At 68.3% G+C, this 25,898-nt stretch carries 27 protein-coding genes; 13 read left to right on the top strand and 14 right to left on the bottom strand.

Features of this window, described 5'->3' with window-relative positions; genetic code table 11:
• Positions 1 to 26: 26 nt before the first annotated feature.
• Complete coding sequence (locus tag ACXVUM_RS09780; RefSeq protein WP_458521618.1) at positions 27 to 1,106, bottom strand: isopenicillin N synthase family dioxygenase; 1,080 nt, start codon at positions 1,104 to 1,106, stop codon at positions 27 to 29.
• A 247-nt stretch (positions 1,107 to 1,353) separates the two neighbouring features.
• On the bottom strand, positions 1,354 to 2,100 hold the full coding sequence (locus ACXVUM_RS09775) for an SDR family oxidoreductase (RefSeq protein ID WP_458521617.1): 747 nt from the start codon (positions 2,098 to 2,100) through the stop codon (positions 1,354 to 1,356).
• Positions 2,101 to 2,239: 139 nt separating this feature from the next.
• Between ACXVUM_RS09775 and ACXVUM_RS09770 the strand changes: the two genes are divergently transcribed.
• Positions 2,240 to 3,142, top strand: a complete 903-nt coding sequence (locus ACXVUM_RS09770; RefSeq protein ID WP_458521616.1) for a LysR substrate-binding domain-containing protein — start codon at positions 2,240 to 2,242, stop codon at positions 3,140 to 3,142.
• Positions 3,143 to 3,159: 17 nt separating this feature from the next.
• Here the strand turns inward: ACXVUM_RS09770 and ACXVUM_RS09765 are convergent, their stop codons facing one another.
• Together ACXVUM_RS09765 and ACXVUM_RS09760 are read right to left on the bottom strand one after the other, a co-directional pair.
• Positions 3,160 to 4,005, bottom strand: a complete 846-nt coding sequence (locus tag ACXVUM_RS09765; RefSeq protein WP_458521615.1) for a SigB/SigF/SigG family RNA polymerase sigma factor — start codon at positions 4,003 to 4,005, stop codon at positions 3,160 to 3,162.
• 267 nt (positions 4,006 to 4,272) lie between these two features.
• A complete protein-coding gene (locus ACXVUM_RS09760) occupies positions 4,273 to 4,551 on the bottom strand; it encodes a hypothetical protein (RefSeq protein ID WP_458521614.1) in 279 nt (92 codons plus the stop codon).
• Between the two features lie 355 nt (positions 4,552 to 4,906).
• On the opposite strand from ACXVUM_RS09760, the gene ACXVUM_RS09755 reads away from it, so the two are divergent.
• Positions 4,907 to 6,040, top strand: a complete 1,134-nt coding sequence (locus ACXVUM_RS09755; RefSeq protein ID WP_458521613.1) for an esterase/lipase family protein — start codon at positions 4,907 to 4,909, stop codon at positions 6,038 to 6,040.
• 98 nt (positions 6,041 to 6,138) lie between these two features.
• Entirely contained in the window at positions 6,139 to 7,584 is a 1,446-nt protein-coding gene (locus tag ACXVUM_RS09750) for a condensation domain-containing protein (protein ID WP_458521612.1), read from the top strand.
• Here the strand turns inward: ACXVUM_RS09750 and ACXVUM_RS09745 are convergent.
• The 3 genes from ACXVUM_RS09745 to ACXVUM_RS09735 form a co-directional block, all read right to left on the bottom strand.
• A complete protein-coding gene (locus tag ACXVUM_RS09745) occupies positions 7,581 to 8,366 on the bottom strand; it encodes a thioesterase family protein (RefSeq protein WP_458521611.1) in 786 nt (261 codons plus the stop codon). The two genes, ACXVUM_RS09750 and ACXVUM_RS09745, sit on opposite strands and share 4 nt — an antisense overlap.
• A gap of 73 nt (positions 8,367 to 8,439) precedes the next feature.
• The gene (locus ACXVUM_RS09740; protein WP_458521610.1) at positions 8,440 to 9,840 is read right to left on the bottom strand and encodes a fatty acid desaturase family protein; all 1,401 of its coding nucleotides are present in this window, start codon (positions 9,838 to 9,840) and stop codon (positions 8,440 to 8,442) included.
• A 113-nt stretch (positions 9,841 to 9,953) separates the two neighbouring features.
• Positions 9,954 to 11,051 carry a ferredoxin reductase gene (locus ACXVUM_RS09735; RefSeq protein WP_458521609.1) on the bottom strand — a complete coding sequence of 366 codons (1,098 nt, stop codon included), beginning with the start codon at positions 11,049 to 11,051 and terminating at the stop codon, positions 9,954 to 9,956.
• A gap of 238 nt (positions 11,052 to 11,289) precedes the next feature.
• Here ACXVUM_RS09735 and ACXVUM_RS09730 point away from each other — a divergent pair, with 238 nt between their 5' ends.
• On the top strand, positions 11,290 to 12,780 hold the full coding sequence (locus tag ACXVUM_RS09730; RefSeq protein ID WP_458521608.1) for a diacylglycerol kinase family protein: 1,491 nt from the start codon (positions 11,290 to 11,292) through the stop codon (positions 12,778 to 12,780).
• Between the two features lie 51 nt (positions 12,781 to 12,831).
• Entirely contained in the window at positions 12,832 to 13,539 is a 708-nt protein-coding gene (locus ACXVUM_RS09725) for an ANTAR domain-containing protein (RefSeq protein WP_458521607.1), read from the top strand.
• A 6-nt stretch (positions 13,540 to 13,545) separates the two neighbouring features.
• Here the strand turns inward: ACXVUM_RS09725 and ACXVUM_RS09720 are convergent, their stop codons facing one another.
• Entirely contained in the window at positions 13,546 to 15,018 is a 1,473-nt protein-coding gene (locus ACXVUM_RS09720; RefSeq protein ID WP_458521606.1) for a flavin-containing monooxygenase, read from the bottom strand.
• Positions 15,019 to 15,876: 858 nt separating this feature from the next.
• On the opposite strand from ACXVUM_RS09720, the gene ACXVUM_RS09715 reads away from it, so the two are divergent.
• Positions 15,877 to 16,302, top strand: coding sequence for an NAD(+)--rifampin ADP-ribosyltransferase (locus ACXVUM_RS09715; protein ID WP_458521605.1), 426 nt, complete (start codon positions 15,877 to 15,879; stop codon positions 16,300 to 16,302).
• Positions 16,303 to 16,448: 146 nt separating this feature from the next.
• Positions 16,449 to 16,628 (top strand): ATP-dependent DNA ligase, encoded by a 180-nt coding sequence (locus ACXVUM_RS09710; RefSeq protein WP_458521604.1) that lies wholly within the window; start codon positions 16,449 to 16,451, stop codon positions 16,626 to 16,628.
• 102 nt (positions 16,629 to 16,730) lie between these two features.
• Here the strand turns inward: ACXVUM_RS09710 and ACXVUM_RS09705 are convergent, their stop codons facing one another.
• Positions 16,731 to 17,975 carry an MFS transporter gene (locus ACXVUM_RS09705; RefSeq protein ID WP_458521603.1) on the bottom strand — a complete coding sequence of 415 codons (1,245 nt, stop codon included), beginning with the start codon at positions 17,973 to 17,975 and terminating at the stop codon, positions 16,731 to 16,733.
• A gap of 23 nt (positions 17,976 to 17,998) precedes the next feature.
• Complete coding sequence (locus tag ACXVUM_RS09700; RefSeq protein ID WP_458521602.1) at positions 17,999 to 18,382, bottom strand: RidA family protein; 384 nt, start codon at positions 18,380 to 18,382, stop codon at positions 17,999 to 18,001.
• A 110-nt stretch (positions 18,383 to 18,492) separates the two neighbouring features.
• On the opposite strand from ACXVUM_RS09700, the gene ACXVUM_RS09695 reads away from it, so the two are divergent.
• The 5 genes from ACXVUM_RS09695 (at position 18,493) to ACXVUM_RS09675 (ending at position 22,128) form a co-directional block, all read left to right on the top strand.
• Complete coding sequence (locus ACXVUM_RS09695; RefSeq protein ID WP_458521601.1) at positions 18,493 to 19,014, top strand: Lrp/AsnC family transcriptional regulator; 522 nt, start codon at positions 18,493 to 18,495, stop codon at positions 19,012 to 19,014.
• A 1-nt stretch (position 19,015) separates the two neighbouring features.
• The gene (locus ACXVUM_RS09690; RefSeq protein WP_458521600.1) at positions 19,016 to 19,891 is read left to right on the top strand and encodes a PhzF family phenazine biosynthesis protein; all 876 of its coding nucleotides are present in this window, start codon (positions 19,016 to 19,018) and stop codon (positions 19,889 to 19,891) included.
• A 553-nt stretch (positions 19,892 to 20,444) separates the two neighbouring features.
• Positions 20,445 to 20,663 carry a hypothetical protein gene (locus ACXVUM_RS09685; protein WP_458521599.1) on the top strand — a complete coding sequence of 73 codons (219 nt, stop codon included), beginning with the start codon at positions 20,445 to 20,447 and terminating at the stop codon, positions 20,661 to 20,663.
• Between the two features lie 55 nt (positions 20,664 to 20,718).
• Positions 20,719 to 21,330 carry a hypothetical protein gene (locus ACXVUM_RS09680; RefSeq protein ID WP_458521598.1) on the top strand — a complete coding sequence of 204 codons (612 nt, stop codon included), beginning with the start codon at positions 20,719 to 20,721 and terminating at the stop codon, positions 21,328 to 21,330.
• 147 nt (positions 21,331 to 21,477) lie between these two features.
• Entirely contained in the window at positions 21,478 to 22,128 is a 651-nt protein-coding gene (locus ACXVUM_RS09675) for a TetR/AcrR family transcriptional regulator (protein WP_458521597.1), read from the top strand.
• 18 nt (positions 22,129 to 22,146) lie between these two features.
• Here ACXVUM_RS09675 and ACXVUM_RS09670 read toward each other — a convergent pair whose 3' ends face one another.
• The 3 genes from ACXVUM_RS09670 to ACXVUM_RS09660 form a co-directional block, all read right to left on the bottom strand.
• Positions 22,147 to 23,094: an esterase/lipase family protein gene (locus ACXVUM_RS09670; RefSeq protein ID WP_458521596.1), complete on the bottom strand. Its 948-nt coding sequence runs from the start codon at positions 23,092 to 23,094 to the stop codon at positions 22,147 to 22,149.
• A 74-nt stretch (positions 23,095 to 23,168) separates the two neighbouring features.
• Positions 23,169 to 23,387, bottom strand: coding sequence for a hypothetical protein (locus ACXVUM_RS09665; RefSeq protein WP_458521595.1), 219 nt, complete (start codon positions 23,385 to 23,387; stop codon positions 23,169 to 23,171).
• Between the two features lie 43 nt (positions 23,388 to 23,430).
• Complete coding sequence (locus ACXVUM_RS09660) at positions 23,431 to 23,889, bottom strand: hypothetical protein (protein ID WP_458521594.1); 459 nt, start codon at positions 23,887 to 23,889, stop codon at positions 23,431 to 23,433.
• A gap of 95 nt (positions 23,890 to 23,984) precedes the next feature.
• On the opposite strand from ACXVUM_RS09660, the gene ACXVUM_RS09655 reads away from it, so the two are divergent.
• Positions 23,985 to 25,436, top strand: a complete 1,452-nt coding sequence (locus ACXVUM_RS09655) for an FAD-binding oxidoreductase (RefSeq protein WP_458521593.1) — start codon at positions 23,985 to 23,987, stop codon at positions 25,434 to 25,436.
• Positions 25,437 to 25,466: 30 nt separating this feature from the next.
• On the opposite strand, the gene ACXVUM_RS09650 is transcribed toward ACXVUM_RS09655, so the two are convergent.
• Positions 25,467 to 25,898: an organic hydroperoxide resistance protein gene (locus ACXVUM_RS09650; RefSeq protein ID WP_458521592.1), complete on the bottom strand. Its 432-nt coding sequence runs from the start codon at positions 25,896 to 25,898 to the stop codon at positions 25,467 to 25,469.

Here is a 25,898-nt window from a genome sequence, read left to right as displayed (position 1 = left end):
GGTTCACGCCGACGCCGGAGTCGGCTCTACCCGCCTGCCACGTGGTCGACCGCACGGTCGGCGCGGTCGGCGCGGGCGGCGCGCACCCGCGCGGCGTCCCTGCCGGCGAGGGTGTTGGTGACGCCTGCGCGGGAGCCGGCGAGTTTGGCCTCGATGTGCTCTGCGACGGTGATCGGCGGGTACAGGGCGGGACCGTCGGTGGCACAGGTGGAGAGGGTCTCGATCCGGGCGTCGGTGTTCCCGTCGTGGAAGAACGCCGCGGAACGTCGGCGCAGGATGGTGCCGTCGACGACGGGCGGCGCGACCCGGTGCAGGGTCGACATCCACCGCTCGTTGGTCCACCGCGCCAGCAGATCTCCGAGATTGACCAGCAGCGCGCCCTCGGCGGGACTGACGTCGTGCCAGTCGTCGTCGCTCCCGAGGATCTGCAGGCCGGGAACCTGGTCAGCCCACAGCACGGTGACGATCCCGTAATCGGTGTGTTCGCCCATGCCCACGAGTTCGTCGTCGAGGTCGACGGTGGTACCCGCAGGGAGGGCGTAGTTGTTCATCCGCAACACGTCGAGTGAATGGTCGGTGTAGCCGGCGAAGTGGTCGGGGTCGAGCCCCAGTGCGTCGGCGAAGATCCTCGTCAACACCCGTGCGACGCGGGCCGCTTCGGCGAAGTAGGCGCCGACCCGCTGCTCGAAGCCGTCGATCCGGGGCCACACGTTGTCGGCGTAGTGCGGATGGGGCAACGAGTCGGCGTCGGGATAGGTGGCGGCCGTCGCCCCGATGTTGAACGCCTCGAAGAAGTCGTTCATCCGCCGTGCGGACTCCACTCCCAGCGACAGGCTCAACGACTCGGACCTGGGCGGGCTGTACCCCCGGTTGATCTCGGCCGGGGTGCGGTGACGACTCTTCTCCTCGAGGTCGAGGGCGAAGAACTCGTCCATCGCCGACATCAGGCCGTCGATGACCCCCGCGGGGATCCCGTGACCGACGATCTGGATGAAGCCCACAGTGCGACAGGCGGAATCGATCTGGGACGCGACCTGGGACCGCGCCCCGGCCGTACCGGCCGGGGACACATAGGCATCGATGTCGATGAGGGGGACTTCGAACACGGCGGCAACTCCTGACGAGAACGGAGGTCCACCGGTACCGGCGGACCCTGGGACGGGACACGCCGCTTCACGCTTTCCCGCCCAGGCATCCGTCTGTCGGGATCCGGGGCTCGCTTTCATGAGCGTCACGGTCAGGCTAGGACCGCGATGTTGCCGCTGCGTTACACCGGTGGCGCGACCTCGCTCGCGCGATCGTCGGCCGCGGTGCCCGGCAGACGGGTGGGTGCGTCTGCCGAGCCGCACGGGCTCAACGGGTGGTGTAGCCGCCGTTGGCGAAGATGGTCTGACCGGTGATCCACGCACCCTCGTCGACGAGGAACTCGACGATGGGCGCGATGTCCTCGATCCGGGTGAGCCGGTTGCCCATCGCCTGGCTCTTGTGGAACTCGACGCGCTCCGGGGTCTCCTGGCCGTAGAAGAACGGGGTGTCCATCGGGCCCGGCGCGACGGCGTTGACCGAGATCCCGCGATCGGCGAGCTCTTTCGCGGCGGCACGGGTGAAGTGCTCGACCGGGGCCTTCCCACCGGCGTAGGTGGAGTAACCGTCGGTGAACGCCGCGAGCAGCGCGGTGACGACGGTGACGATCTTGCCGTCGTCGTTCAGATGGCGGGCGGCTTCCTTGATGAAGAAGTACGCGGCTTTGGCGTTGATGTCGAGCATCGAGTCGTACTCGTCCTCGTCGGTCTCGACGATCGGCTTGCGGAGCACCTTGCCCGCGGTGTTGATCGCGATGTCCAGGCCTCCGAGTTCCCGCGTCGCGGTCTCGAAGACCTCGTTGACGACGCCCGGGCGGGTCAGGTCGCCCTGGACGCTCACCGCGGTACGGCCCATGGACTCGATCGCGGCGACCGTCTCGGCGGCAGCATCGGCGGTGGCGGCACTGTTGTAGTGCACCGCGACATCGGCACCGCTACCGGCCAGCGAGCGACTGATCAGACCACCCAGGTTCTTGGCGCCACCGGCGACGATCACTTTCTTTCCCTGCAAAGACATGGTGAGACGGATTCCTTTCGATCACGGTGTGTCGGACACCCCGAACGTATGGACGCGATCGACAAAGGAAAAGCAAAAAAGATCTGTGTTCGGACAATCAAAGCTTGTGGATCGGACAGATCACCACGACACTGCGAGGGTGAGCGCGCCACGGACACCGCTGAACCTGACACGCCTGCGTCACTTCGTCGCCGTGGCCGATGGCGGCAGCATGACCTCGGCGGCGGCGGAGCTCCACCTCACCCAGCAAGCCGTGAGCACCTCGATCCGTCAGCTCGAACGCGAGCTGGGTGTCGCCCTCTTCGCTCGCGCCGGACGCCGCGTGCACCTCACGCCCGCCGGGCGCACTCTGCGAGACGGGGCCACGACCCTGCTCGCCGCCGCGGATCACCTCGCCACCGCCGCCACCGCCGCCGCGGTCGAGTCACCGCGCCCCTTCGTGGTGGCGCACACCCCGGCCATCACCTCCGACGAGGTCTTCCTCGCCATGTCGCCTGTCCGAGACGCACTGCCGGAGCTGCCGATCGAGGTCCACCAGGTGTACCCGGGGGCGCTGACCGGTGGACTTCTCGACGGCACCTACGACATCGGACTCCGCCGCGGTGTCGTGCCCCCGACGCAACTGGTCGGGGCCGTCGTCACCTACGACCGGTTGCACGTCGCCGTTCCGGCCGAGCACCCCCTGGCCGACAACGACACCGTCACCATGACCGACCTCGCCGCGCACCCGCTCACCGTGTGGGCACCGCCCGGCGAGTCCTTCTACACCGACTACCTGCTGTCGATCTGTCGTCGTGCCGGGTTCGATCCCGTGGTCCACGTCAACACCGTCCAGGGGACGACACCGGCGACAGCGGTGGTGGGCACCGACGGCTTCGCGTTCGTCACACAGGCACCGGGGAGCATCCTCGGCGGCCGTGCGGTGATCGTTCCCATCGACGACGCACCCCGGGCCCCCATACAGGCATTGTGGTTGCCCCACACGCACTCTCGTCCCCGCGAAGCCCTGATCGCCGGACATCCGCCCGATGCCCACACGTAGCCACGGGCGCGATGGTGCTACCGGTCAGGCCGCCTGTGCGGTGTGGTCACCCTCGGACGCGACACCACCGCTCGCAGGCGCGCCAGGGTCGCGGCCAGGATCCGCGAGACGTGCATCTGGGAGATACCCACCTCGCGCGCGATCTGGGACTGCGACATCGAGTCGAAGTAGCGCAGCACCAGGATGCGGCGTTCACGGGCAGGCAGCGCGTCGATGGCGGGCCGGACAGAGACGAGCTCGTCGACCTGCCCGATCCGTTCGTCCCTGCGGCCGAGTGAATCCCGGATGGCCGGACTGGCGTCGTCGCCGAACTGCATGTCGATGGAGGTCGTGTGGTACGACGCGCCGGCGATCAGGCCGTCGATCACGTCGTCGACACCGAGACCGGTCTCCGCCGCGATCTCCGACGGCCGGGGCGAGCGCCCCAGACGCTGCGTCAGCGCATCCGAGACGCGCGTGATCCGCAGGTAGTTCTCCTTGGTCCGACGCGGGACGCGCATGCACCAGGCCGCGTCGCGGAAGTACCGCCTCACCTCACCCATCACCGTCGGGACAGCGAACGACAGGAAGTCGCTCCCCCTCTCGGGGTCGTATCGGTCGATCGCGTTGACCAGCCCGACGCGCGCTACCTGGACGAGGTCGTCGTAGGGCTCGCCGCGACCCCCGAAACGACGCGCGACGTGGTCGGCGAGGGGGAGACATCGGTCGATCACCGTGCTGCGTAACCGATCCCGGTCGTCACCGACCATCGCGTGCATGGTCGCGAGCTGGTGCGGGACGTCGGCGTAGCCGTCGTCGCGGGCCGCGCGAGGGCGGGCACCACCGAGTCGGATGGACGGGTCGGAAGAATTGTCGGAGTACATGAATCACCCTGTTTTCCGGGTTGATCAGGAGTCGGCGCGCCGACATGGCCGGCGACCGCGCCACGTCTGCGGGAGTTCAGAGGGAACTACAGACCCGGGTGTGCGCACTTCTCGCGCCGACAACCGGGATGATGCGGGGCTTCCAACTCAACCGCCGCGTCCGGTCCTCCACCGATGGTGGCACGTTTGCGCCGATCTGCCCACCCTGCCGGGCCTCATCCGCCGTCGCGGCCCCGCGCCGGTGCGTCACCGTGACGTGCCGATCACTCAGCGAGGGAGGGACCCGAACGCGACGGTGAGCAACACCAGAGCGAGCAGGAGCAGACCGACGATCACGGCGACGCCACCGTGTTCACCGAGCAGGAGGCGTTCCGGATCGAATGCCTCGACGATGCCGTCCTCGCCGGTGGCCGGCGCGGTCGGGGTCATGGCACCGCCTGCCGAGGCGGCGGTGGGGGACGGAGCGGGGGCCGCCGTCGCGGCGTCGAGGCGGGTCATGTCGGCACCGCTGGGTTCGAGTGGGTCGGTGGTCGGGTGCATGAGCATCCCTCCAACAGTGGGGGTGGCCGGACTCCGGTGTCTGCATCCGACGGACCTGTTGATCGTAGGTTCCGATGACCAGTGCGAACGAATCCTCGGGCGCCTCGCGGCCGGATCGGTACGACGCGCGCATGAGGTAACGATGAGGTCACGAATCCGCGTGCCCAGAAATCAACACAGGTTGAGAAATCGGCGGATCAGCCCACGCCGGGTTGGACGTTTGCCCAAACATCGCGAGCCCGGGTCTGGTCATTTGAAAGTCTCGGAGCCGAAACGACTCGTGTACTGAGCGACGCTTCATACCGTCTGCGCGTCGGTCGATCACGCGGTCGACGCCACTCACAGACACACGGGGAGTCCAATGTCCGTCTCGAACACCCGCCTCCGGCGCGCAGCAGTCGCCTGCATGTCGGTGGCCGCGGCCGTAGGCATCACGGTCGGCGCCACGGGTCCGGCCACCGCCGCACCTTCGGTCCAGCAGTTGGCCGACGTCATCAAGACCGGCCTGAAGTCACCGAAGACCTCCAGCAACCTGCAGGCGAGGCAACAGAACGTCACAACCGCCGCAGCGCCCTCGATCATCCCGACGGGCACGGACAGCACGTCGAGCGAGACCGTCGGCGTCGGACCGCGTCAGACCCGGTTCATCCCGGCGTTCGCCTACTCGGCCTTCCACCCCGACGCCGCGCCTCCCGGTGCGAACAACTACAGCTGCAAGCCCAAGTCCGGTCAGCGGCCCGTCGTGCTCGTGCACGGGACGTGGGAGAGCGCCTACGACAACTTCGCGATGATGTCGCCCGACCTGACCAAGGCCGGCTTCTGCGTCTACACGTTCAACTACGGCAAGCTCAACATCTCCAACGGCGGCGGCGTCATCTCGCTCATCCCGGGCGCGAACGGCACCGGCGACATCCCGACGTCCGCCGGTCAGCTCGCGACGTTCGTCGACAAGGTCCTCTCGCGGACCGGTGCGTCGAAGGTCGACATCGTGGGTCACTCGCAGGGCGGCGTGATGGCACGCCAGTACCTGAAGTTCAACGGCGGCCAGGCCAAGGTGCAGAAGCTGATCACCCTGGGTGCCACGAACCACGGGACCACCCTGGACGGGATCGGCGCGCTGGGTCGCACCATCAACAACCTCGGTATCGACATCCTCGGGGTCGCGTCGCTGCCCGTCGGCGTCTCCGGCATCCAGCAGGTCGTCGGATCGGACTTCATCAACAACGTCAACGCCGGCGGTGACACGCTGCCCGGGATCGACTACACGATCATCCGCACGAAGTACGACGAGGTCACCACCCCGTCGGAGTCGACGTTCCTCAAGGCCGGACCGGGTGCGACCGTGAAGAACATCACGCTGCAGGACGGCTGCCCGATCGACTTCTCCGATCACGTGTCGATGTCCTACTCGCCGCGGGCGATAACCCTCGTGCAGCAGGCCCTCGACCCGTCGACGAAGCTCGTCTGCACCGTCAACGGCTTCATCACCGGCTGATCCGACCACTATCATCGCTCCACCACTGCGCCCGGCCGCTGACGCGGCTGGGCGCGGTGTCCTTTCCACCACCAGCACGTTCCCAGGGGGGATCTCACATGGTCTCGTTCGGTCTCATCGACGAATGGCAACCCACACCCGGTCGGGTGCGCACGTGGTCGGCGACCGCCGACTCGCGCGCCGCTGCTGCCGCAGCTCCGGTGCACCCGATACCGCCGTCCTATCAGCAGCAGGCGTACCTGCGGTCGGCGCGTCGCCACCGCGACGCGGGTTTCCGCTTCTCCCGCCTGTGTCTGCTCGCGTTCCGTATCGACGGTCCCCTCGACGTGGACGTCATGACGCGGACCGTCGAGACCTTCCTGCGTCGCCACGACACCTTCCTGAGCTGGTTCTCGGTCGAGGACGACGGGACCGTCGAGCGCCATGTCGTCGATCCGGGCTCGGTCCGCTTCGCGCCGACCGACCACGGTGAGATGGACGACGCCGCGGCGATTCTCGATCACGTCCAGGCCACCACGCCGGGACCCGACCGCTGGGACTGCTTCACCGTCGGCACCATCGAGCACGGGTCGTCGTTCACCGTCTACCTCGCGGTCGACCACCTGCACTCCGACGGGGTCTCGCAGGCGCTGTCCTGTGTGGACCTGTTGAGCATGTACGGCGCCGACGCGGCCGGGACGACGCCGGTGCTGATGCCCGCCGGCAGCTACCTCGACTACTGCGCCCGCGAACGTGCGTCGGGGGCGGACCTCCGCCCCGACGACCCCCGGGTGGCGCGATGGACGTCGCTCATCCGCGAGAACGGTGGGCGTCTGCCGAACTTCCCCCTCGATCTCGACATCGCCGACGAGGGGTACACCCGCAGCCGGATGATCTCGGTGCCGTTGCTCGACACAGCCGGTGCCGACCGCCTCGAGGCCACCGCCCGGCGCCACGGCGCGGGTGTCGCCGCGACCGTTCTCACCGTCGCCGCGATCCTGTCGTACGAGTTCGCCGGCCGCGACCGGTACCTCGGGTTCACCCCCCGCAACACCAGGACCACCGCGGAGGAGTTCAACTCGGTCGGGTGGTTCACCAACCTCATCCCCGTCACCACCTCCGTCGACGAGCGGTCGTCGTTCAGTTCGCTCGTCGGCGGCGTCCAGCAGTCGTTCGACGCCGGGAAGTCGTTGTCGGACCTGTCGTTGCACCGGGTGCTCGAACTCGTCGGCGCCGACTCCGGGATCGACGTCCCGGAGGGCTGGGTGGTCCCGATGGTCAGCTACCTCGACGTGCGGCGACTGCCGGGTGCGGCGATGTTCGATCACATCGACGCCGAGGTCTACGGCAACCGCGGGTCGTCGGAGGAGGTGTTCATCTGGGTGACGCACTTCCCCGACCGGGTCCTCCTGACGATGCTGCTGCCGGACACCGAACGCGCTCGCGCGGCGATCGACACCTACGCCTCGGCGTTCCTCCAGGTCGTCTCGGCGATCGCGGACACCGGTGATCACCAGGTCACACCGCGCGACACCGCCGGTGTCCGGACGGTCTCGTCGAGCTAGGCGAACACCGCGACGGTCTGCGTCGCGACCATCACCGCGCGGCGGTCGGCGTCGAACACCCGCATCGTCTGGTGGGAGTAGCCGTCGCGGGCATGGTCTCCGGCGGAGTCCACGAGGAACCACCCCGTCGCGTCGGTGAGATCGTCGCGGCACAGGTGGACGTCCCAGGTGATGGTGCTGACCGGGGCCCACTGCTCGAACACCGCGGTCGCGGCGGGCGGCAGGGCGTCACCGAGGGCGACGAGCGCGATCGTCGGGTCGACGCCGTCGACATCGCGGTGGCGTACCCAGGCGACGAGGCGCGGCGGGCCCTCGGGGTGCAGCGGACCGTCGCCGAGAGCGCGCCGGATGTCGAAGTTCTCGGCGAAGGCCGGTCGGGGCGAGTCCGCGTCGGCGAAGGGCGGGCACTCCCCCGGCTCGGGGACGTCGGGTGCGGCGAGGAGGTCGTGCTGCACGGCGCTGGGGCGTGACGCCGCGAGGATCACGGTCGACTGCGCCGCCACCGCATCCTGACTGGTCGCCTGGACCGACACGCTGGTCACCGAGCGGCCCTGCCGGAGCACCGTCCCGGCGAGCGTGACGGAGTCGACGACCGGTGCGGTGAACGCGACATGGGCGGACACGACGGGCGGCGGGTTCTCGCCGGCGCACCGGCGTGCGACCACCAGCGACAGCGCCGCGGTGAGACCCCCGTAGGCGGTGCGCCCCTGGGTCCAGTTGGCGGGAACGACGACGGGGGCGTCCGCGTCGAGACGCGACACGAGCTCGGCCAGTGATGTCATGGTGACACCACCCGATCACACCGATGGGCCGACCGCCACGGTCGGCCCATCGGTGGATGTCACGGGGCGGAGGTCAGTCGCGCGGCGGCACCGACACCTTCACGCCGTCGTTGCCACCACTCTCCGGTCCGGCGTCCGGGTGATCGGAGGGCAGTCGACCGCGGAACGCCGCCGCCTCGCTCATCCGATCGTCGACACCGGAGTGCGCGGGGCGGTGGTACGGGCCTGCCTTGGGCCGGACCTTGCCGCCCGGGAAGGCCAGTCGCAGGATGGTGCGCTGCACCATGCCCCACTGCTTCATGAACGGCCCGGTGTTGTAGGGCAGTTCGTAGCGCTCGCAGATGTCCTTCACCTTCGGGGCGATCTGCGAGTACCGGCTGCTGGGCATGTCGGGATAGAGGTGGTGCTCCACCTGGTAGCTCAGGTTGCCGCTCGCGATGTGGAACAGCGGGCTGCCCTCGATGTTGGCCGCACCCACGAGCTGTCGGACGTACCACGCACCGCGGCTCTCGTCGGCGGCCTCCTCCTGGCTGAAGGTGTACGCCTGGTCCGGGAAGTGACCGCAGAAGATGATCCAGTTCGACCAGAAGTTGCGGATCAGGTTCGCGGTGAAGTCCGCCCAGAACGTCGCGATGAACGTCTGTTCCGCCGCCACGAGATGGCGATCGGCGAGCTTCGCGAGCGACCTGGACGGCTTGCCGTCCATGCGGCGCAACAGGTTTCCCACGCGCGACCGACCGGTCTGCGGCACCCGTCCGCCGGTCACCGCGTGCGTCAACAACACTGCGCCAGTGCTGATGAGGGGCCAACCGATGTAGTCCTTGACCACCTGCCGACGCATCTTGTACGCGATGCCGTTGAGGTCCTTCAACATCTCCGTCGCCGACTTGTCACCGCTACGGAACGCCTCGAGGTCCAGGTCGTGCAGGGCGACGCCCCACTCGAAGAAGGCCATCAACAGGACGTTGTAGACGGGCTGGAAGAGGTAGACCGGGTGCCACTTCTGGTGCGGGTCGATCCGCATGATCTCGTAGCCCAGATCCTTGTCCAGGCCACGGATGTTGGTGAAGGTGTGGTGCACGTAGTTGTGCGAGTGCTTCCACGCCTCGGCCGTCGAGGCCGTGTCCCAGTCCCACACCGACGAGTGGATGGACGGGTCGTTCATCCAGTCCCACTGGCCGTGCATGACGTTGTGCCCGATCTCCATGTTCTCCAGGATCTTCGCGGCACCGAGTGCCGCGGTCCCGACGAGCCATGCGGGCTTGGACCGCGAGTTGAGGAGCACCACACGACCCAGCGCGGCGAGTTGGCGCTGCGCGGCGATGACCGACTTGATGTACGCCCGGTCCTTGTCGCCGAGGTCGGCGTAGACCTCGTCGTGGATGGCGTCGAACTCTTTGCCGAGTCGTTCGATGGTGTCGGCGTCGAGATGAGCCAGTGGGCTGATCTCCTGCGACCGCTCGGTGGTGGTCATTGCGGGTCCCTCCGTAGATGTGGTGCGCCGGTGATGGCGCGGTCGTTCGGATCGTGAGCCCGGGGCGGGCACGAGCCGGACCTGTCGGCAGGGGTCTGGTCGCGCGGCGCGACCTACAGGTCCATCTCCACGTCGCCCTCGGCCGTGTGGACGCAGATCCGGACGGCCTGGCCCTCGGGGGAGCTGATGTCCCCGGTACGCAGGTCGCGGATCTGCCCCTTCTTCAACACTCCGGTGCAGGTGTGGCAGATACCGATCCTGCAGCCGTACTTGAGTTGCAGGCCCGCTTCTTCGCCTGCCGTGAGGATGGGTACGCCCGGCTCGACGTCGAACTCCTCGTCCGACTTGAGCATCGTGACGTGGCCGCCTTCGCCCTCGCCGGGTGTGGCGCTGAACGTCGGCTGGAAACGCTCGAGGTGGATCTTGTCCTTCACCCCGTTCGCCTCGTAGTGCTCGACGAGGTCGTCGAGCAGTTCTCCGGGGCCCGAGCACATGGCCTCGCGCTCACGCCAGTCCGGACACAGTTCGTCGAGGTCCTCCGGCTTCATGCGGCCCTCGTCGCCGGTCACCCGCAGGTGCAGCGTGAAGCCGTCGTGGTTGCGGTCGAACTTCTCGAGTTCCCGGCTGAACATGGTCTGCTCGCGTGCGTGGATCGAGTGGATCGACACGACGTCCTTCATCGCGTCACGGTGATCCAGGGCCCGCATCATGCTCATGATCGGCGTGATGCCACTTCCCGCGCTGATGAACAGCATCTTGTCCGGGAGCGGATCGGGCAGCGTGAAGACACCCTCGATCTCACCGAGGCGGACGATCTCGCCGGGCCGGATCCGCTCGACGAGATACGGCGACACGGTGCCGCCCTCGACCAGCTTGGGCGAGACGCTGATCAACCCGTCACGCGGTTCCGGGTCGGAGGTCAACGAATAGGCACGCCAGTGGAACTTGCCGTCGATCACGAGCCCGAGCCGCACGTACTGCCCCGGCTGGTGTCCGGGCCACTCGTATCCGGGACGGATCCACACCGTCGCGGCGTCGGTGCCCTCGGGCCGGATCTCCTCCACCCGTCCGCGCAGTTCCTTCGTCGTCCACAACGGGTTGATCAACTCGATGTAGTCGTCGGGCTCGAGCGGACTGAACAGTGCGCGGATCCCCTTCAGGAAGAGTCTCCGCGCCGGGGACACCTGAGGTGTCGCGCCGCGTTCAGCCATGCTGCACCTCTCCGGTCACTCGTCCGGCATCCTCAACGCGCTGTGGGCGCGACCGTCGGCTGAGCACGTACACCCCCTCCACGCATCGATGTGACCCTCGTCTCTGCCCGAGAGTACAAGTGTTCACGGGTGCCTGCCGCAGCTTGGGGCCCACGAAGGCAGAATCTCCACCGCGGTACCCGCGTCGCCGGCGCGGGGCACCCGGCATCCCGGGACCGCGAGAGACGAAGGGCCATGCGTGCGCAACCGATCCCCCCGTCGACGCCGGTGGATCCGACTGCGTTCCCGGGTGGGCCGCCTCGATCGCGCCGCCTTCCTCGCGGTCGCCCACGCCGACTCACCGGCGCTCGACGCGACCATGCGACGACTGACGGTGACGGCCGACTACTCACGACTGTGGTTCGGGATCGCTGCGCTGCTGGGACTCTCACGCGTCGCCTCCGCCCAGCGCGCGGCCGCCCGCGGCGTGACGAGCGTCGCGGTGAGCAGCGTCGTGACGAACCAGGTCGCCAAACGCATCTGGGTCCGGCGTCGCCCGGTGACCGACTCGATCCCCGTCGCGCGACTGGTGCCGACGCCGACCTCGGGGTCGATGCCGTCCGGCCACTCGGCGAGCGCGGCCGCGTTCACGGTCGCGGTGGCGGTCGAGAACCCGGCGCTCGGTGTCGCACTCGCACCGCTGGCCGCGGCGGTCGGTCTGTCCCGGGTGGCGACCGGGGCGCACTACCCCGGCGACGTCGTCGTCGGGCTGGCCACCGGCGCGGGCATCGCCTGGGGCATCGCGCGGGCGTTCCCGCCGCTGGCGGTCCACCGTGAGCGGGCACCCGACCCGGCGTGGGCGGACGTCGGATCCCGGCCGGACGGCAGCGGCGTCGTCCTGGTCGTCAACCCCGCCTCGGGTGGGGGTACCGGCGGCCAGGTCGCCGACGTCGTCTCCGATCAGCTCCCCGCGGCCCGGGTCGTCGCGCTCGACGAGGGTGACGATCTCGGTGAGGTCCTCACCGAGGCCGCCCGGGACGCCGAGGTGCTCGCCATCGCCGGGGGCGACGGCAGCGTGGGGGCGGCGGCCGCAGCGGCGCGCGCCCGAGGCATCCCGCTCGCGGTGGTGCCGGCCGGGACGTTCAACCACTTCGCCAAGGACATCGGCTGCGCCACGGCGCACGACACCGTCCGCGCGATCCGCGAGGGACATGCCGCCACCGTCGACCTGGCGCTCCTCGACGGCGAGACGGCATTCGTCAACAACGCCAACATCGGCACCTATCCGCAGTTCGTCCGCTTCCGCGAGCGCTACGAAGGCCGACTCGGCAAACCCGTCGCGTCGCTCATCGCGCTCCTGCACGTCCTCCGTCGCGAGCAGCCGGTGCGTCTCCGCCTGGGTGACCAGGAGGTCACCACGTCGATGTTCTTCATCGGGGCGTCGACGTACGAGACGCCGGGGTTCGCCCCCGCCCACCGACCGCACATGGCCGACGGTGTCCTCGACGTCCGCGTGCTCGACGTCGGCATGCGGTGGGCGATCCCCCGGATCATGGCCGCCGCCCTGGTCGGCCGGTTGGACAGGTCCCCGCTCTACCGGGAGACACGGGTGTCCGACCTCGAGGTCGTGTCCCTCGACGGCCCGACCGCGATCGCCCTCGACGGCGAGGTGCGCTCCCGCCGCGACCGCGCCACATTCCGCGTCGTCCACCAGGCGATCACGGTGTACGGGAGCTTCGGCCGCGCCTGAGGGGCCCGCCGGAGGGGTTTCGATCCCGCACCCACGGGGTATCGCGACGACGTGGACATTCACCAGCGCATGGCCGACCTCGCGCGCGAGATGCACGCGGTCCCCGAGTCCGCCTCCGACGCACTCGAGCGGGTCCTGACCACAGTGACCGCCGGCGCGCTGGAGAACGTCGCGGGCACCGACCACGCGGGGGTGCTGCTCGTCGACGCCCGCTCCCGGACACTGACCACCGTCGCGCCGACCGACGACGTCATGATCGCGCTCGACCAACTGCAGCAGGAGACCGGCGAGGGGCCGTGCCTGCGAGCCGCGTCCGGCCAGGCGGCGGGCGACGAGACGATGGTCGCCGTCGACGAGATCGCGACCGACCCGCGGTGGCCCCGGCTGTCCGCACGCACCGTCGCCGAGACGCCGGCCCGGTCCAGCGTCTCGTTCCGACTCTTCACCCACCAGGGCACCCTCGGTGCCCTGAACCTGTTCTCCGACACCGCGAACGCATTCGACGACGAGAGTCGGGAGGTTGGGCGCGTCTTCGCCACCCACGCGGCACTGGCGGTCTTTCGCACCCGACAGCAGGGCGACTTCCGCAGCGCGCTCGCCAGCCGCGACCTCATCGGTCAGGCCAAGGGCGTGATCATGGAACGCTTCGGGATCGACGCCGTCGAGGCGTTCGCCTTGCTGCGCAGGCTCTCCCAGGACGGGAACACCCCGCTCACCGAGGTGGCGCGGCGCCTCGTCGAGACCAGGCCCGAGGCCTGAGCGGCCTCACGCGACCCGATGGTCCTCGGGACGGAAGTGTCGGGCCAGTCGTCGGAACGTGAAACTGAAACCCGGATAGGTCACCACCACATGACCGTCGGCGGACTTGTACCAGGAGTTGCAGCCGCCGTCCTGCCACACCGTGCCCTGCATCTCGCGGTGGATCATCTCGGTGTAGCGCCGCTCCGCGGCCTCGGTGACGTCGATGGTCCGCGCAGACCGCGACCGCACCTCGTCGATCGCGGTCATGATGTAGTCCATCTGCGCCTCGATGAGGAAGATCGCCGACGTGTGCCCGATACCCGTGTTCGGGCCGGTGACGACGAACAGGTTCGGGAACGACGGGATCGTCGTCCCGAGGTATGCGCGGGGGAACGGCGACCACACGTCGGCGAGCATCCGCCCGTCCACACCCTTGACGGGGTAGGAGACGAGTCCGTCGGCGAAGTCGTACCCGGTCGACCACACGATGACGTCGACGTCGACCTCGGCGCCGGTGGTGGTGAGAATCCCGTCCGGCGTGACCTTCTCGATGCCGTCGTCCTTGGCGTGGACGGTGACGGAGTCACGCGCCAGGGCGGGGTACAGGGTGCTCGACAGGATCACCCGCTTGCATCCGAGGGTGTAGTCGGGGGTGAGGGTCCGTCGCAGCTCCGGATCGCGGATCGTGGTGCGCAGCAGTCGCTTCGCCGCGGTCTCGTACACCACCCGGATTGCGCGCTGGGAGTACTTGAACCCGATGATGCGTGTCTCCAGGGTCCAGTAGATCGCGGCGCGGATCAGACGGTTGACGGCCGGGCGGGCGAGGAACCGGGCCAGCCGCGGGCCGAACGCCACGTCGTGACGACGCAGCACCCAGTGCGGGGTGCGTTGGAACACATGCAGTTCCGCGACGTCGTCGACGATCGCCGGGATGATCTGCGCCGCGCTGGCCCCGCTGCCGACGATCGCGACACGCTTGCCGGTGAGGTCGACGTCGTGGTCCCAGTCGTTGGTGTGGAACGCCGGCCCCGCGAACGTCTCCCGCCCGGGGAAGTCGGGGACGACGGGCGTGCTCAGGGGGCCGGAGGCGTTCACGACGAACTGACCCCGGAAGTCGCCCGCGGACGTCCGCACGGTCCAGGCGTCGTCCTCCCACTCGATGCCGGTGACGTCGGCACCGAGGACGATGTGCCGCTCGAGACCGTGGCGGGCGATGACGTGGCGCGTGTAGTCGGCCAACTGGTGCTGGCGGGCGAAGAGCCGTCGCCACGGGTACGGTTCGCCCGCGATCGAGTAGAGCGGCGACGGCACGTCGACCGCTGCGCCCGGATAGCTGTTCTGCGTCCATGTCCCGCCGACGAAATCGCGACGGTCCAGCATCACGAAGTCGTCGATGCCCCGCTCGAGGAGCCGGATCGCGGCACACTGGCCGCCGAATCCGCTCCCGACGATCACCACGGTGTGTTCGCGCATCAGGTCTCCCGGCTCGGCCCCCACCCTGGGTAGCGTATCTGACACGACCACGTTCCCGACGCGGTGTCGTGCGACCACGTCCGATCGTCCTCACCGAGTTGCTCGACCGAACGGGTCGGTGTTGTCTGGCCTGGATTGCTTTCGGCCCGCACCACGATTCCGTGTGGTGGCTGGATGAACCGCCCCGGAAGATGAGTCTCCGCCCAGTGGAACCGCGAGGCGTTCGGGCAATGCGCTTGTCACCGACAAGTATGCACACCACCAACCCCAACAGGGCTTATGTCATAACGTAAATTATCAGCACTTAAGTGGGACGAGTTTCAAACAGATGAGAGAACTCGTCTCAACTCGACACGACCATCTGGCCAGCTCACGGGTGGCCGGTTGACCGCCGTTACGAACGCGCTGCCGACGTTCCCTGTCACGTCACCGCAGGCAGCAGCCGAATCTCTCGTTTAGTGAGAGATCCGTGCATCCGCTTGGGCCCGGTCCGCGAGATCTGCGGACCCCTTCCGTCGTGAACTACCGCTGACGAACTCCGGGCGATCAGCACAAGAACTATTGCGCAGATGTTCTTGCGGAGATGACGACTCGTTGGGTGTCATTGGTCGGGCGAACATGGCTTCGGCGATGGTGGCGACGGCTACGGCGTCGTCGAGGTCCAGGTGGCGCGGAGCCATGGGTCGAGTGACTGCGCGGACCGACAATCGCGGCCGACCACCGCTCCTGAGCTCCGGTCGGGAGAGCGTGCTTCCCGATGCCTTGGGCCGCCTCTGCTCGATCCCACCTCAGAATACGACGGCACATCGGTCTTGCGGCAAGGCCCTGCCCATGGTGCAGAATCCCGAGACCACCAGTGATGACAGAAGAGCGAGAACACCAGTGGACGAGCCGCCGACAGCACTCGAGACCGGGCCGTTTTTCCACGGGACGCGGGCGCATCTCCTCCCCAGCGACCTGCTGACCGCCGGCCACCGCTCGAACTACCGGCCTGAGATCGTGATGAACCACGTCTACTTCACCGCTTTGCGGGACGGTGCCGGGCTCGCAGCGGAGCTCGCAGCCATGGATGTCGAAGGGGCGTCACCGCATGTCTACGAGGTGGTCCCGACAGGCCCATTCGAGAACGACCCCAACGTCACGGACAAGAAGTTCCCGGGGAACCCAACGCGGTCGTTCCGGAGCAGTGCACCGCTGCGGGTGGTCCGGGAGATCGACGAGTGGACGCGCCTCGGTGACGCCGAGCTGCAGATGTGGCGGGAACGACTCGGCGTCATCCGCGATCGGCGCGGCGAGATCATCAACTAGTCACCGTGGGATCCGCGCCGCTCTGTTCGGGTTACTCCGATGCTCGCCAGCGCTGGCGACGTCACCAATGCGGGCGAGACGTGGGCATTTGAGTTCAAGTTCGACGGTCAGCAGGCGATGGTGATCGTCGACGGCCGCGGGTGCGGATGTCGAGCCGCAACGGTGCGTCGATCACGCGCACATACCCGGAGATCGTCGTCGATCTCCGTGCGGCGTTGGCGGGTCGCAGCGTGATCCTCGACGGCGAGATCGTCGCCCTGGAAGATGATGTCCGGGAAGAAGGGGATCTTCCTCTTCACCTCAAGTACCAGGGTGGGGCGAGTTAAAGCTCCATGAGACAATACGTCTCACAATGACACGACTATCTGGCCAACCCCGCCAACAGCGGGCGATCCGCGGCCGCGGATACCGTTCGCCTCGATGTGTGATCACTGCGAGAGGCCGTTACACGCGGGGTGAGTCAGGTCCGGTTCTGTCGTGGTGTTGGGTCTATTTTCGTGTGCCGTGGGCGTGTTGGTGGTTCGGGCGCGGGGGGCGATGGTGGAGAGGGTGAGGGCGAGGGTGCTTAGTGTGAGCAGAAGTGTGGTGACTGCGGGCAGTAGTGACACGGTTTGCGCGAGGATGCCCGAAAGCAGGGTGACCACCGCCGCGGCGCCGTAGGTGACTGCGCCGTACAGAGATGCCAGTGCTGATTGCGTGGCTGGCGGTGCACCTCGGACGAGGTGAACCAGTGCTGCGCGATATGCGACCCCTATTCCTGCTCCGGTGACGGCGATGCCGACGATGGCGATTCCGGCGATGGGATGTAGTAGGGACACGGCACTAATTGAGAGTCCAGCGGCGAGTAGTTCAAGTCCGGTGAGCCAGGGCGCGATCCGTGTTAGTGGGACGGCAGCGAGCTGCGCTACGGCGCTGCAGGCCAGGACGAGCACGACGGCCGCCGACGCTGTCGTGGGCAGGTGCCGATCGTGGAGCGTCGCCGGCAGCAGAACGACGGTGAGCGAGAGCGCGACCCACGCGATGGAGCCGCACGCGAGCGGTTTGCGGCCAGCCGAAATGTCGGCGCGTGTGAGCTTGGGGGCGCCTGCGGTCCTGAGTGCGTGGCGGTTTGAGCGGCGGCGGATGTAGAGGGGGATGCTCGCGGTTACGCCCATCGCACCGCAGGCTGCGCCATGGACGAGGAACACGATGTGTGTCGCGGATTCGCCGAATGTGAGCACCGCCAGTTGCGCGGCGCCGGCGCCGATGACCGCGCCGACGAGATTGCCGGTGGCCGTGACCGCTCTGCCCCGGTCCCCGATCGCCTCGACTACGAGGGCTGATGCCGCGCCGGCGCCCATTCCGCCGGCGACACCGCTGAGCGCGCGTCCCAGCAACACTCCGGGCGCGGTCGCGGTCCAGAGCAGCGCGTCGCTGACGGCGGCCAGGGCGAGCGCGGAGATGATGAGCTGCGGCGCCCACCGACCGAACGAGGGCCGCGCCATGACCACGAAGAACGCCGTCAATACGATCACGTAGGCGACGTAGGTCAATGACAGCAGCAGTGCGTCGAAGTGGAGCGTCGTGCGGTAGATCGGTAGCAGTGGGTTGACCGCGTTGGTGCCCACCAGAAGGAGCGCGAACGATGCGCTGATCAGACCCGCTTGCGCGCGTCGCCAGTGCTGAGCTCTCACCGAGACTCCAAAGCCGGTCGGGTTCAGGCGCCGCGGGCGAGGAGTTCGATCTCCACCGCAGCACCTAGCGGCAGGCCCGCCGCGGCGATCGTGGTGCGAGCGGGAAACGGTTCGTTGAAGTGCTCGGCGTAGATGTCGTTGACCACCCCGAAATCGTTGAGGTCGGTCAGGTACACGTTCACCTTGAGCACGTCGTCAAACGTCGCGCCGGCCGCCTCGAGCACAGCGCGAAGGTTCGCGAACACCTGGCGGGTCTGGGCCTCGATTCCGCCGGCCACGACCGCGCCGGTATCTGGGTCGAACGGCGCCTGCCCGGACAGGAACAACAACCCCCCATCGCGGACCGCCTGCGAGTAGGGACCAACAGCCGCAGGCGCCCCGGCCGCCTGAACGATTTCACGAGTCATAGCCCGAACCTACTTCTGCCTACAGTACGATGGCAAGGGCGGGTGATGACCTTGTTTTAGAAAGCCGCCCGGAGCAGATGGCGTCTGCGTGTGGCTACGAGAGTGAGGAGATGTCGGTCATGGGAGAGAACCGCCAAGGGACAGGGTCACGACCAGGTGTCGTCGACGCCGTCGATGCGCGCCTGCTGCAGCTGCTCGCAGACGACGGTCGCGCCTCACTGCGCGGCCTCGCGACGGCCGTCGGCCTGTCAGGACCGTCGGTGGCCGACCGCATCGCGCGTCTGACCGAGCGCGGCATCATCCGGCGCTTCACCGTCGACATCGATTGGGCGCAACTGGGACTGCCCACCCTGACCCATATCGCGTTGCTGACCGACAAGACCAGTCACATCGATCACATCGTGCGTGCGCTCCGCGCCGTCGATCGGGTCGAGGAGATCTCCATCGTGACCGGCACAGTTGATCTCCTCGTCCGCGTCCGTGTCACCGACCTCGCCGACCTACGCACCTTGCTCGTCGACCACATCTGGCCGATACGAGGAATCCAGCGCGTGGAAACCACTCTCGCGGTGGAAACGCACCGCATCCCGCAGTTCACCGACGCCGCCCTCGCTCAGTACCTGGTCGACTGACGTGCCCCAACCGTCACGCGTAGCCCACTACGCCGCGTTCGCCGATCACCCTGAACTGGGCAACCCTGCTGGAGTTGTCCTCGACGCAACCAACCTCTCCGCGCGGGATATGCAGAGCATCGCGGCTGCTGTCGGATACAGCGAAACCGCGTTCCTCACCTCCCCGATCCAGCCAGAATCTGCAATCTCCGTTCGCTTCTTCGCCCCAGAGGGAGAGGTCGACTTCTGCGGTCACGCAACCATCGCCGCCGCAGCTGCAATCAGCGACGCGGCCGGCGTCGGCACCTACAGTCTCGCCACGCGAATCGGAGAGGTACCCGTATCCGCGCGACACGAGGGCACCACAACAATCGCCGCGTTCCGCAGCCCTCCCGTGTCGGCTCTACCGCTGCACCCCGACCTGTGTGAGACGCTCCTCAACCTCCTCGGATGGACAGCCGAGGACCTCGACCCTGCCCATCCGCCCGCCATCGGATACGGAGGCAACAAGCACCCGGTGCTCGTCACCCACAGCCAGGAAGTCCTCGCCCACCTCGACTACGACTTCCCTGGCCTCCGCGCGCTCTGCCGATCACAAGACTGGATCACCGTGCAACTCATCGCACCCGACGGTCAACACCGCTGGCGCTCACGCAACCCCTTTCCCTGGGGCGGCGTGCAAGAAGACCCAGCCACCGGCGCCGCAGCGGCCGCCTTCGTCGGCTACCTGCGCAGCCTCCACCGAGTCGCCCCCGGCGACCACCTCACCATCACCCAAGGCGTCGAAATGGGACGGCGCAGCCGCATCGAACTCAACGTCCTCGACACCGCAACACTCATCTCCGGCCCCGCCACCCGCATCCCAATCCGCAGCGCTATGTACAAGCGTCGGGCCTAGATCTCTTAGCCGGGCCGCCCACGAGACGAGGGAAAACCGTCCCACCAGCACACCCGCACTGGAAGGTCACTTGCTCGATCGGACAAATAGGCAGGCCAGCTGTGCGGGCGCATCGCCTGCGCGGCAGGGGTATCGGTGTCGCAGAAGACCGGTCCCATCGCTGCGCATCGCTGGGGTCGAGAAACCTGCGCACCTTCTGGTGCCGTCGTGATCTATTCGTCTCAACGTGACACGTCTCAGTACCAGTAGACCAGGACGAGTTGCAGACAGATGAGAGACGTTGCTGCATCAGTAGGTCGCTTACGAATTACGTGTAGCTAGCGCTTCCTGCTCCGCTTCCGCACAACTCCCGCGATGACGAGCAGCATGCCCAGCACCGCAACCACCACAGCCCACGCGCCCAAGCCGGTAGGCCAGCTCCCCTCTTGTGATCAGGAAGTGGCATCACCTCCCACGACATGCGTAGATCTATTCGTCTTGACGTGACAGGTCTTGGTATTCGACGTTCGCCCCGGCGAGGTCACCCGACGCCGACAATGGGACGGTGAGTAGAATGACCAACGAGGCGACGTTTCACATCGTCTTGCCGGCGCACCTGCACGGTCCTGAACTCAGCGAGCGCATCAAGAAAGTCGTACGCGAGGAGGCCAGCAGGGCCGGAGCCATCTCCACCGGCGATGTCAGTGTCACCGGCAGCCTCCCCCTCGACGGCAGGACCGTCGAACACACCGTTCGAGTACGGCTGTACTTCGGTGGCCCCGCCTTCCGCTGACACCGCGGCCCCAAATGTGACGACAGCGCCGCGCCGGGGATGACAACGTCAACACATGAGCGTGCAACCCTGTCCCGACAAGACAGCAGCAGACTGGCTGCTCGCATCGGATTGCGACTGGTTCGACCTCGTCACCAGCGGGCCGCTCGGTTACGACGCCTACGCGCGACTGCGATTCATCCGCGACCCGGCATTCGTCGGAGAGAAAGACAGTGACGTCGACTTCACCCCGAACGGGCAAGGGCCCTCCGAGCTCTGGCAACTCGCGGTCGCGGTCGAGCAACTCGCCACTTGCACAACGACACCCGGCGATCTGTACTTCCTCATCTGGGACGGCTGGCCCGGTTCCCATGACACCGCCGGCGCCGCTGAGGTGCTACTCGAGGACGAGCGGTACGGCGTCGTTCGCCGCTACCACCTGTTCACCGGGAATTCGGACCTGTTCTCCTGGGAGACCTACAGCCCACGGGCCTCACCACAATCTGAGCTCCCAGATCCGGCGTTCATCTGGCCCGCCGACCGCGCCTGGTGCATCGCCGACGACATCGACCCTCACTTCGCCACCATCGCCGCGACACTCCCGGCCATTCGAGCCCTGGGCACCGACACCCGCATCGACGTCACCCCACCCGAGGATCGAACCGTCGGACCACCGCTCTGGTTCTGACAACCAGCAAGACACGCCGCCGACCTGCCCAGATCTGTTCGCCTCGGGTTCCGGTGACAGGAGCGTCGAAACCGATGGCGGTGTTCGTCCCGTACTGGCCACTACGAAGCCACGTCACGCGATGCTGCGCCGGTAGCATCGACGCCCGTGGGTGACGCGGCGGTGGGTCAGCGAACCGGTGGTCGCCGGTACGGCGGTCGGTCGACCGCTGCCCGCGTCGCCGAACGTCGCTCGGCGTTGCTCGAGGCCGGGCTCGACCTGTTCGGTACCGAGGGTTACCAGCGCGTCTCGGTCAAACAGGTCTGCGACCGTGCGGGGCTCACACAGCGCTACTTCTACGAGTCGTTCGACGAGCGGGAATCGCTGCTGCTCGCGGTGTACGACGAGATCGTCGACGACGTCGGACGGCGCACGATCGACGCGATCGACAAGACGCTCCCGACCATCGCGGACCTCGCACATGTGGCACTCGCCGAGTTCATCGGATACCTCACCGCCGACCGTCGACGCGCCCGTGTCATGTTGCTCGAGGTGGTGGGGGTCAGTCCCGCCCTCGACGCGCGTCGACGCCGCGTCATCGGCGACTTCGCCGACATCATCGTCACCGCCGGGATGGCCCACGCCGAGCTGACCGAGACGACCGACGAGTTCCGCCTCACCGCGATCGGACTGGTGGGCGCGGTCAACCAGCTGCTGGTCGACTGGGTCCTGGGCGAGGGAGCAGCCGATCCGGCCGCCATCGAGCACGTCTCCACCCGACTGTTCGCCGCGGCGTTCGGCGAGTTGCTGCCCGACTGATCCGAGCGCGGGTTCGCGCTAGAACCGCGCGCCGGTGAACGGTGCCGCCCGTTCACAGACCGCGGGCCTGGGGTGGTCCGGGTCGAGCGCGTTCAGGACGAAGGTCGCGGCTCGTCGGGATCCCGCGAGGCCGGCGTGCTCGGTGAGGTCCTGCGGGCATCCGTCCTGCACGACGATGTTGTGGACGTTCGCCCCGCCGGGGACCAGACCCGAGGTGTACGGCACGACGGCCTCGTCGTGGACGGTCGCGATGTTCGTGTAGGTGGTGTCCGGCGAGTAGAGGCCACCGGCGTGTAGTTCCCGGATGATCGGCGATCCCGGCTCGAACTCACCGCACGCAGCGCATCCAGGCAGTGGGCCGGTCAGGATCCCGCTTCGCCGGGCGAGGTCGAGCATCGCGCCGACGCCCGCCGGCGACGTCCCGTCCCACAGTGCGGCCAGCGAGACGTACTTCGCGATCTTCCCGGCGCCACCGCCCTCCTTCACCCAGAGGGCCGGGATCAGCGTGCCCTGCGAATGGCCGACGACGTCGACCCGGGTGGCACCGGTGGCGGCGAGCACGCGGTCGGCGAACGCGCCGAACTGGCGCGCGCTCTCGCGCATCGGCCCCATGCCGCCGACGGCCGACACCGGCCACGGGCCGGGAAGGGCGCCGTAGGTGAGGGCGAAGACGCAGTACCCCTGGTTCTTCAGGAGCGGGACGTAGGTGCCCCAGTTCGTCTGCTGGGATCCCCCGGTGCCGTGCACGAGGATCACGGGCTCCGGATGCGCGGCGCTCGGACGGCACGAGAAGTCGTTCGACCCGGGCAAGGAGCCGCCGGGGTGGGCGAGCTCCGGACCGATACCGGAGAAGAAGTTGTACGTCACCGGCAGGGGCGCCGGTGCGGCGCCGGCGGTACCGGCCAGTGCGGTGGCGACACCCAGGGCGAGACAGAACGAGGCGAGGAGACGTCGGAAGGGACTCACGCCGGCAACCTAGCAAGTGCTTGGTCGGTCAGGGGCCCGTTCGGCGGTTCGGTGCCGTCGGGAGTCGCGGACGATCAATCGCGATCCAGCACTGCCGTGACCGCGTCCTCGTCGGCGCCACCGGGTACCTCGACCACGCGCTCGCCCTCCAGCGACCCGTTGGCCCAGTCGTCGCCCTCGTCCTCGCGCCAGTCCATCAGCTTCCCGTCGGCGTCGAACGCGAGCGCCGCGCGGTCCGGGTACTGCTCGGTGATCTGCGCGATGCGCTGCGCGAGCGTGGTGTCGTCGGCCATGCGATACGGGATACCCCGCGTCGCCAACGGGCAAACAGCCGGATCAGACGTCGGCGTCCTCGGCCGGGAGGTCGTCGACGGTGACCCTCGGGACGGTCGTCACCGCGTACACGGTGCGCACGAGATGCACGGCGGCCAGCACCGCGAACACGGCCGTGGCCACACCGCAGAGGATGAGCAGCACCAGCGATCCGAGACCGTCGCCCTGCGCCGCGACGACCGTCCCGGCGGCGGCGAGCACGGCGCCGACGAACGCCCAGGTCGCCGAGACCAGCCTCGGAGCGACCGTGCCCGCGGCGAACAGTCGCTGGTAGATGCGCACCTCGAACTCGTCGACCGCGGCGCGGTGCACAGCATCCGCCCCCGCCAGCGACCGCAGCCGCTCGACGAGTGCGGCCTGGTCCTCGAGCCGTCGACCGTCGCCCCGTAGGTGGATCACGAAGGCGACGGCGACGACGGCCGTCACCACGACGAGGACGACGGCCGCTGATGAGCTGCTCACGCCGGTCACCGTACAAGCCGACGTACCGAACGCTCGGCCGGTACACCGCCGGGAGCGTGGTTACGATCTCGGCAGGGCGATCCGAGGGGGGCGCCGTGGACCATCCCGCACCCACGCGGCGGGCCGTGCTGGGCGGCCTCGCCGCGTTCGGCCTGCTCGGGATCACGCGCCCCGCGGCGGTGTCCGCCGACACGGGATCCTCGTCGGGATCGGTCTCGCGCGCGTTCGACGCACTGATCGACGTCGATGTCACGACGCCGGCCGACGCCGCGTTTGCCACCGCCAAGCACGTGTTCAACACGCGATTCGACGGCGCCCTCCCCGTCGCTGTCGTCGCACCGACGCGCGCCGACCAGATCGGCTCGACACTCCGTCTCGCCGGCGACCTCGGCCTGCGTGTGGCCGTGCGCAGCGGCGGCCACTCCTACGTGGGGACCTCGACGACGACCGGCACCCTCGTCCTCGACCTGCGCCGCCTGCCCGGCGGCGTCGCGATCGACGCGTCGACCCGGCTGGTCACCGTCACACCCGGCACGACCCTGGGGCAGGTCCAGCGAGCGCTCGCGCCGGCCGGCCTGTCGCTGCCCGTCGGGATCTGCCCGACCGTCGGCACGGGTGGGTCGACCCTCGGAGGCGGTATCGGGATCGACTCTCGCAGTGCAGGACTGAGCTGCGATCGGCTCGTCGCCGCCGAGGTGGTGCTGCCGTCGGGCGACGTCGTCACCGCGACCGACCGCGATCACCCCGACGTGTTCTGGGCCTGCCGGGGAGGGGCGGGAGCGGTCGGGGTCACCACGTCGCTGACCTACCGTGCGGCCACAGCACGGGGGCGCGACGTCGTCGCCATGACGTTCGACGACGACGCCGCGGTGGACGCGATCCTCGGCGTCGCAGCATGGACGGCGACGGCCGATCGGGAGGCGTGGGCGTCGGTGACCGTCGCGACCGACGGGGCGGACGACGTCTCCGCGACCATCCTGGTGACCTGCCCTCAGAATCAGGGCGTTTCCGCCGCAACCGATCTCGTGCGTGTGATCGGGACGTCGCCGCGTGCGTCACAACGCGTCGCGCTGGATCAGACCGGGCTGCTCGACCTGCTCGCGCGGTACTCGCCCCAGACACCGCACCCCTTCGTCGGCGGATCGGACGTCCTGCGGACGCTCGACGAGGCCTCCGCCGCATCGGTCGTCGACGCCATCCGCGAGCGCCGTCTCCAGGGGCGCAGAGCCTCCGCCATCGTGGACCCGCTGGACGGCGCCGTCACCGACATCGCCACCGACGCAACGGCGTTCCCGTGGCGTTCACATGCCGCGGTGGTGCAGTGGATCGTGGACCCACTCGCCCCGGACGACCCCGTGACCGGCGCGACGACCTGGCTCGGCGACTGTCACGCGCGGGTGGCCGCCACCTCCGACGGCGGTTACGTCAACTACGTCGAACCCGGGATGCCGCCACACCGCTGGTTTGCCGGCAACACCGCACGACTGGCGCGCATACGACGGCGACACGACCCGGATGGCCGGATCGTGTCGCCGGTGTTCGCGTGAGTCGCCGACTCACGCCGACGAGACCGCGACTCAGACGTGCGCGTGGACGGTCTGCTCGATGTTGCCCTTCGTCGCCTTCGAGTACGGGCAGAACTGGTGGGCGCCCTGCGCCAGCGTGTCCGCGGTCTCCTGGTCCAGCCCGGGCAGGGTCACGTCGATGGTCGCGGTGAGACCGAAGCCGCCATCGGCGGGGTCCTTGCCGATGCCGATGGTGACGTTCACGGTGCTGTCGGCGGGCGCGGGCGTGCCGGCCTGCTTCGAGGTCGCGTGCAGGGCACCGAGGAAGCACGCGGCGTAACCGGCCGAGAAGAGTTCCTCGGGGTTGCTGCCCTCACCGTTTCCGCCGAGCTCCTTCGGCGGGCGCAGGTCGAGGTCGATGTTGCCGGTCGCGGAGTACACCTGGCCGTCGCGTCCACCACCCGTGGCCTTGGAGGAGATGGTGTAAGCCGGATCGATGCTCAT

Source organism: Williamsia sp. SKLECPSW1 (genome assembly GCF_054332755.1).
This window is presented reverse-complemented; position numbering and strand designations above follow the sequence as displayed.

Excerpts from the sequence above, each read along its gene's own strand:
- ACXVUM_RS09775 (WP_458521617.1), bottom strand. The coding sequence starts at position 2,100 with ATGTCTTTGCAGGGAAAGAAAGTGATCGTCGCCGGTGGCGCCAAGAAC.
- ACXVUM_RS09765 (WP_458521615.1), bottom strand. The coding sequence starts at position 4,005 with ATGTACTCCGACAATTCTTCCGACCCGTCCATCCGACTCGGTGGTGCC.
- ACXVUM_RS09760 (WP_458521614.1), bottom strand. The coding sequence starts at position 4,551 with ATGCTCATGCACCCGACCACCGACCCACTCGAACCCAGCGGTGCCGAC.
- ACXVUM_RS09755 (WP_458521613.1), top strand. The coding sequence starts at position 4,907 with ATGTCCGTCTCGAACACCCGCCTCCGGCGCGCAGCAGTCGCCTGCATG.
- ACXVUM_RS09750 (WP_458521612.1), top strand. The coding sequence starts at position 6,139 with ATGGTCTCGTTCGGTCTCATCGACGAATGGCAACCCACACCCGGTCGG.
- ACXVUM_RS09745 (WP_458521611.1), bottom strand. The coding sequence starts at position 8,366 with ATGACATCACTGGCCGAGCTCGTGTCGCGTCTCGACGCGGACGCCCCC.
- ACXVUM_RS09740 (WP_458521610.1), bottom strand. The coding sequence starts at position 9,840 with ATGACCACCACCGAGCGGTCGCAGGAGATCAGCCCACTGGCTCATCTC.
- ACXVUM_RS09735 (WP_458521609.1), bottom strand. The coding sequence starts at position 11,051 with ATGGCTGAACGCGGCGCGACACCTCAGGTGTCCCCGGCGCGGAGACTC.
- ACXVUM_RS09710 (WP_458521604.1), top strand. The coding sequence starts at position 16,449 with ATGTCGAGCCGCAACGGTGCGTCGATCACGCGCACATACCCGGAGATC.
- ACXVUM_RS09700 (WP_458521602.1), bottom strand. The coding sequence starts at position 18,382 with ATGACTCGTGAAATCGTTCAGGCGGCCGGGGCGCCTGCGGCTGTTGGT.
- ACXVUM_RS09695 (WP_458521601.1), top strand. The coding sequence starts at position 18,493 with ATGTCGGTCATGGGAGAGAACCGCCAAGGGACAGGGTCACGACCAGGT.
- ACXVUM_RS09685 (WP_458521599.1), top strand. The coding sequence starts at position 20,445 with ATGACCAACGAGGCGACGTTTCACATCGTCTTGCCGGCGCACCTGCAC.
- ACXVUM_RS09680 (WP_458521598.1), top strand. The coding sequence starts at position 20,719 with ATGAGCGTGCAACCCTGTCCCGACAAGACAGCAGCAGACTGGCTGCTC.
- ACXVUM_RS09665 (WP_458521595.1), bottom strand. The coding sequence starts at position 23,387 with ATGGCCGACGACACCACGCTCGCGCAGCGCATCGCGCAGATCACCGAG.
- ACXVUM_RS09650 (WP_458521592.1), bottom strand. The coding sequence starts at position 25,898 with ATGAGCATCGATCCGGCTTACACCATCTCCTCCAAGGCCACGGGTGGT.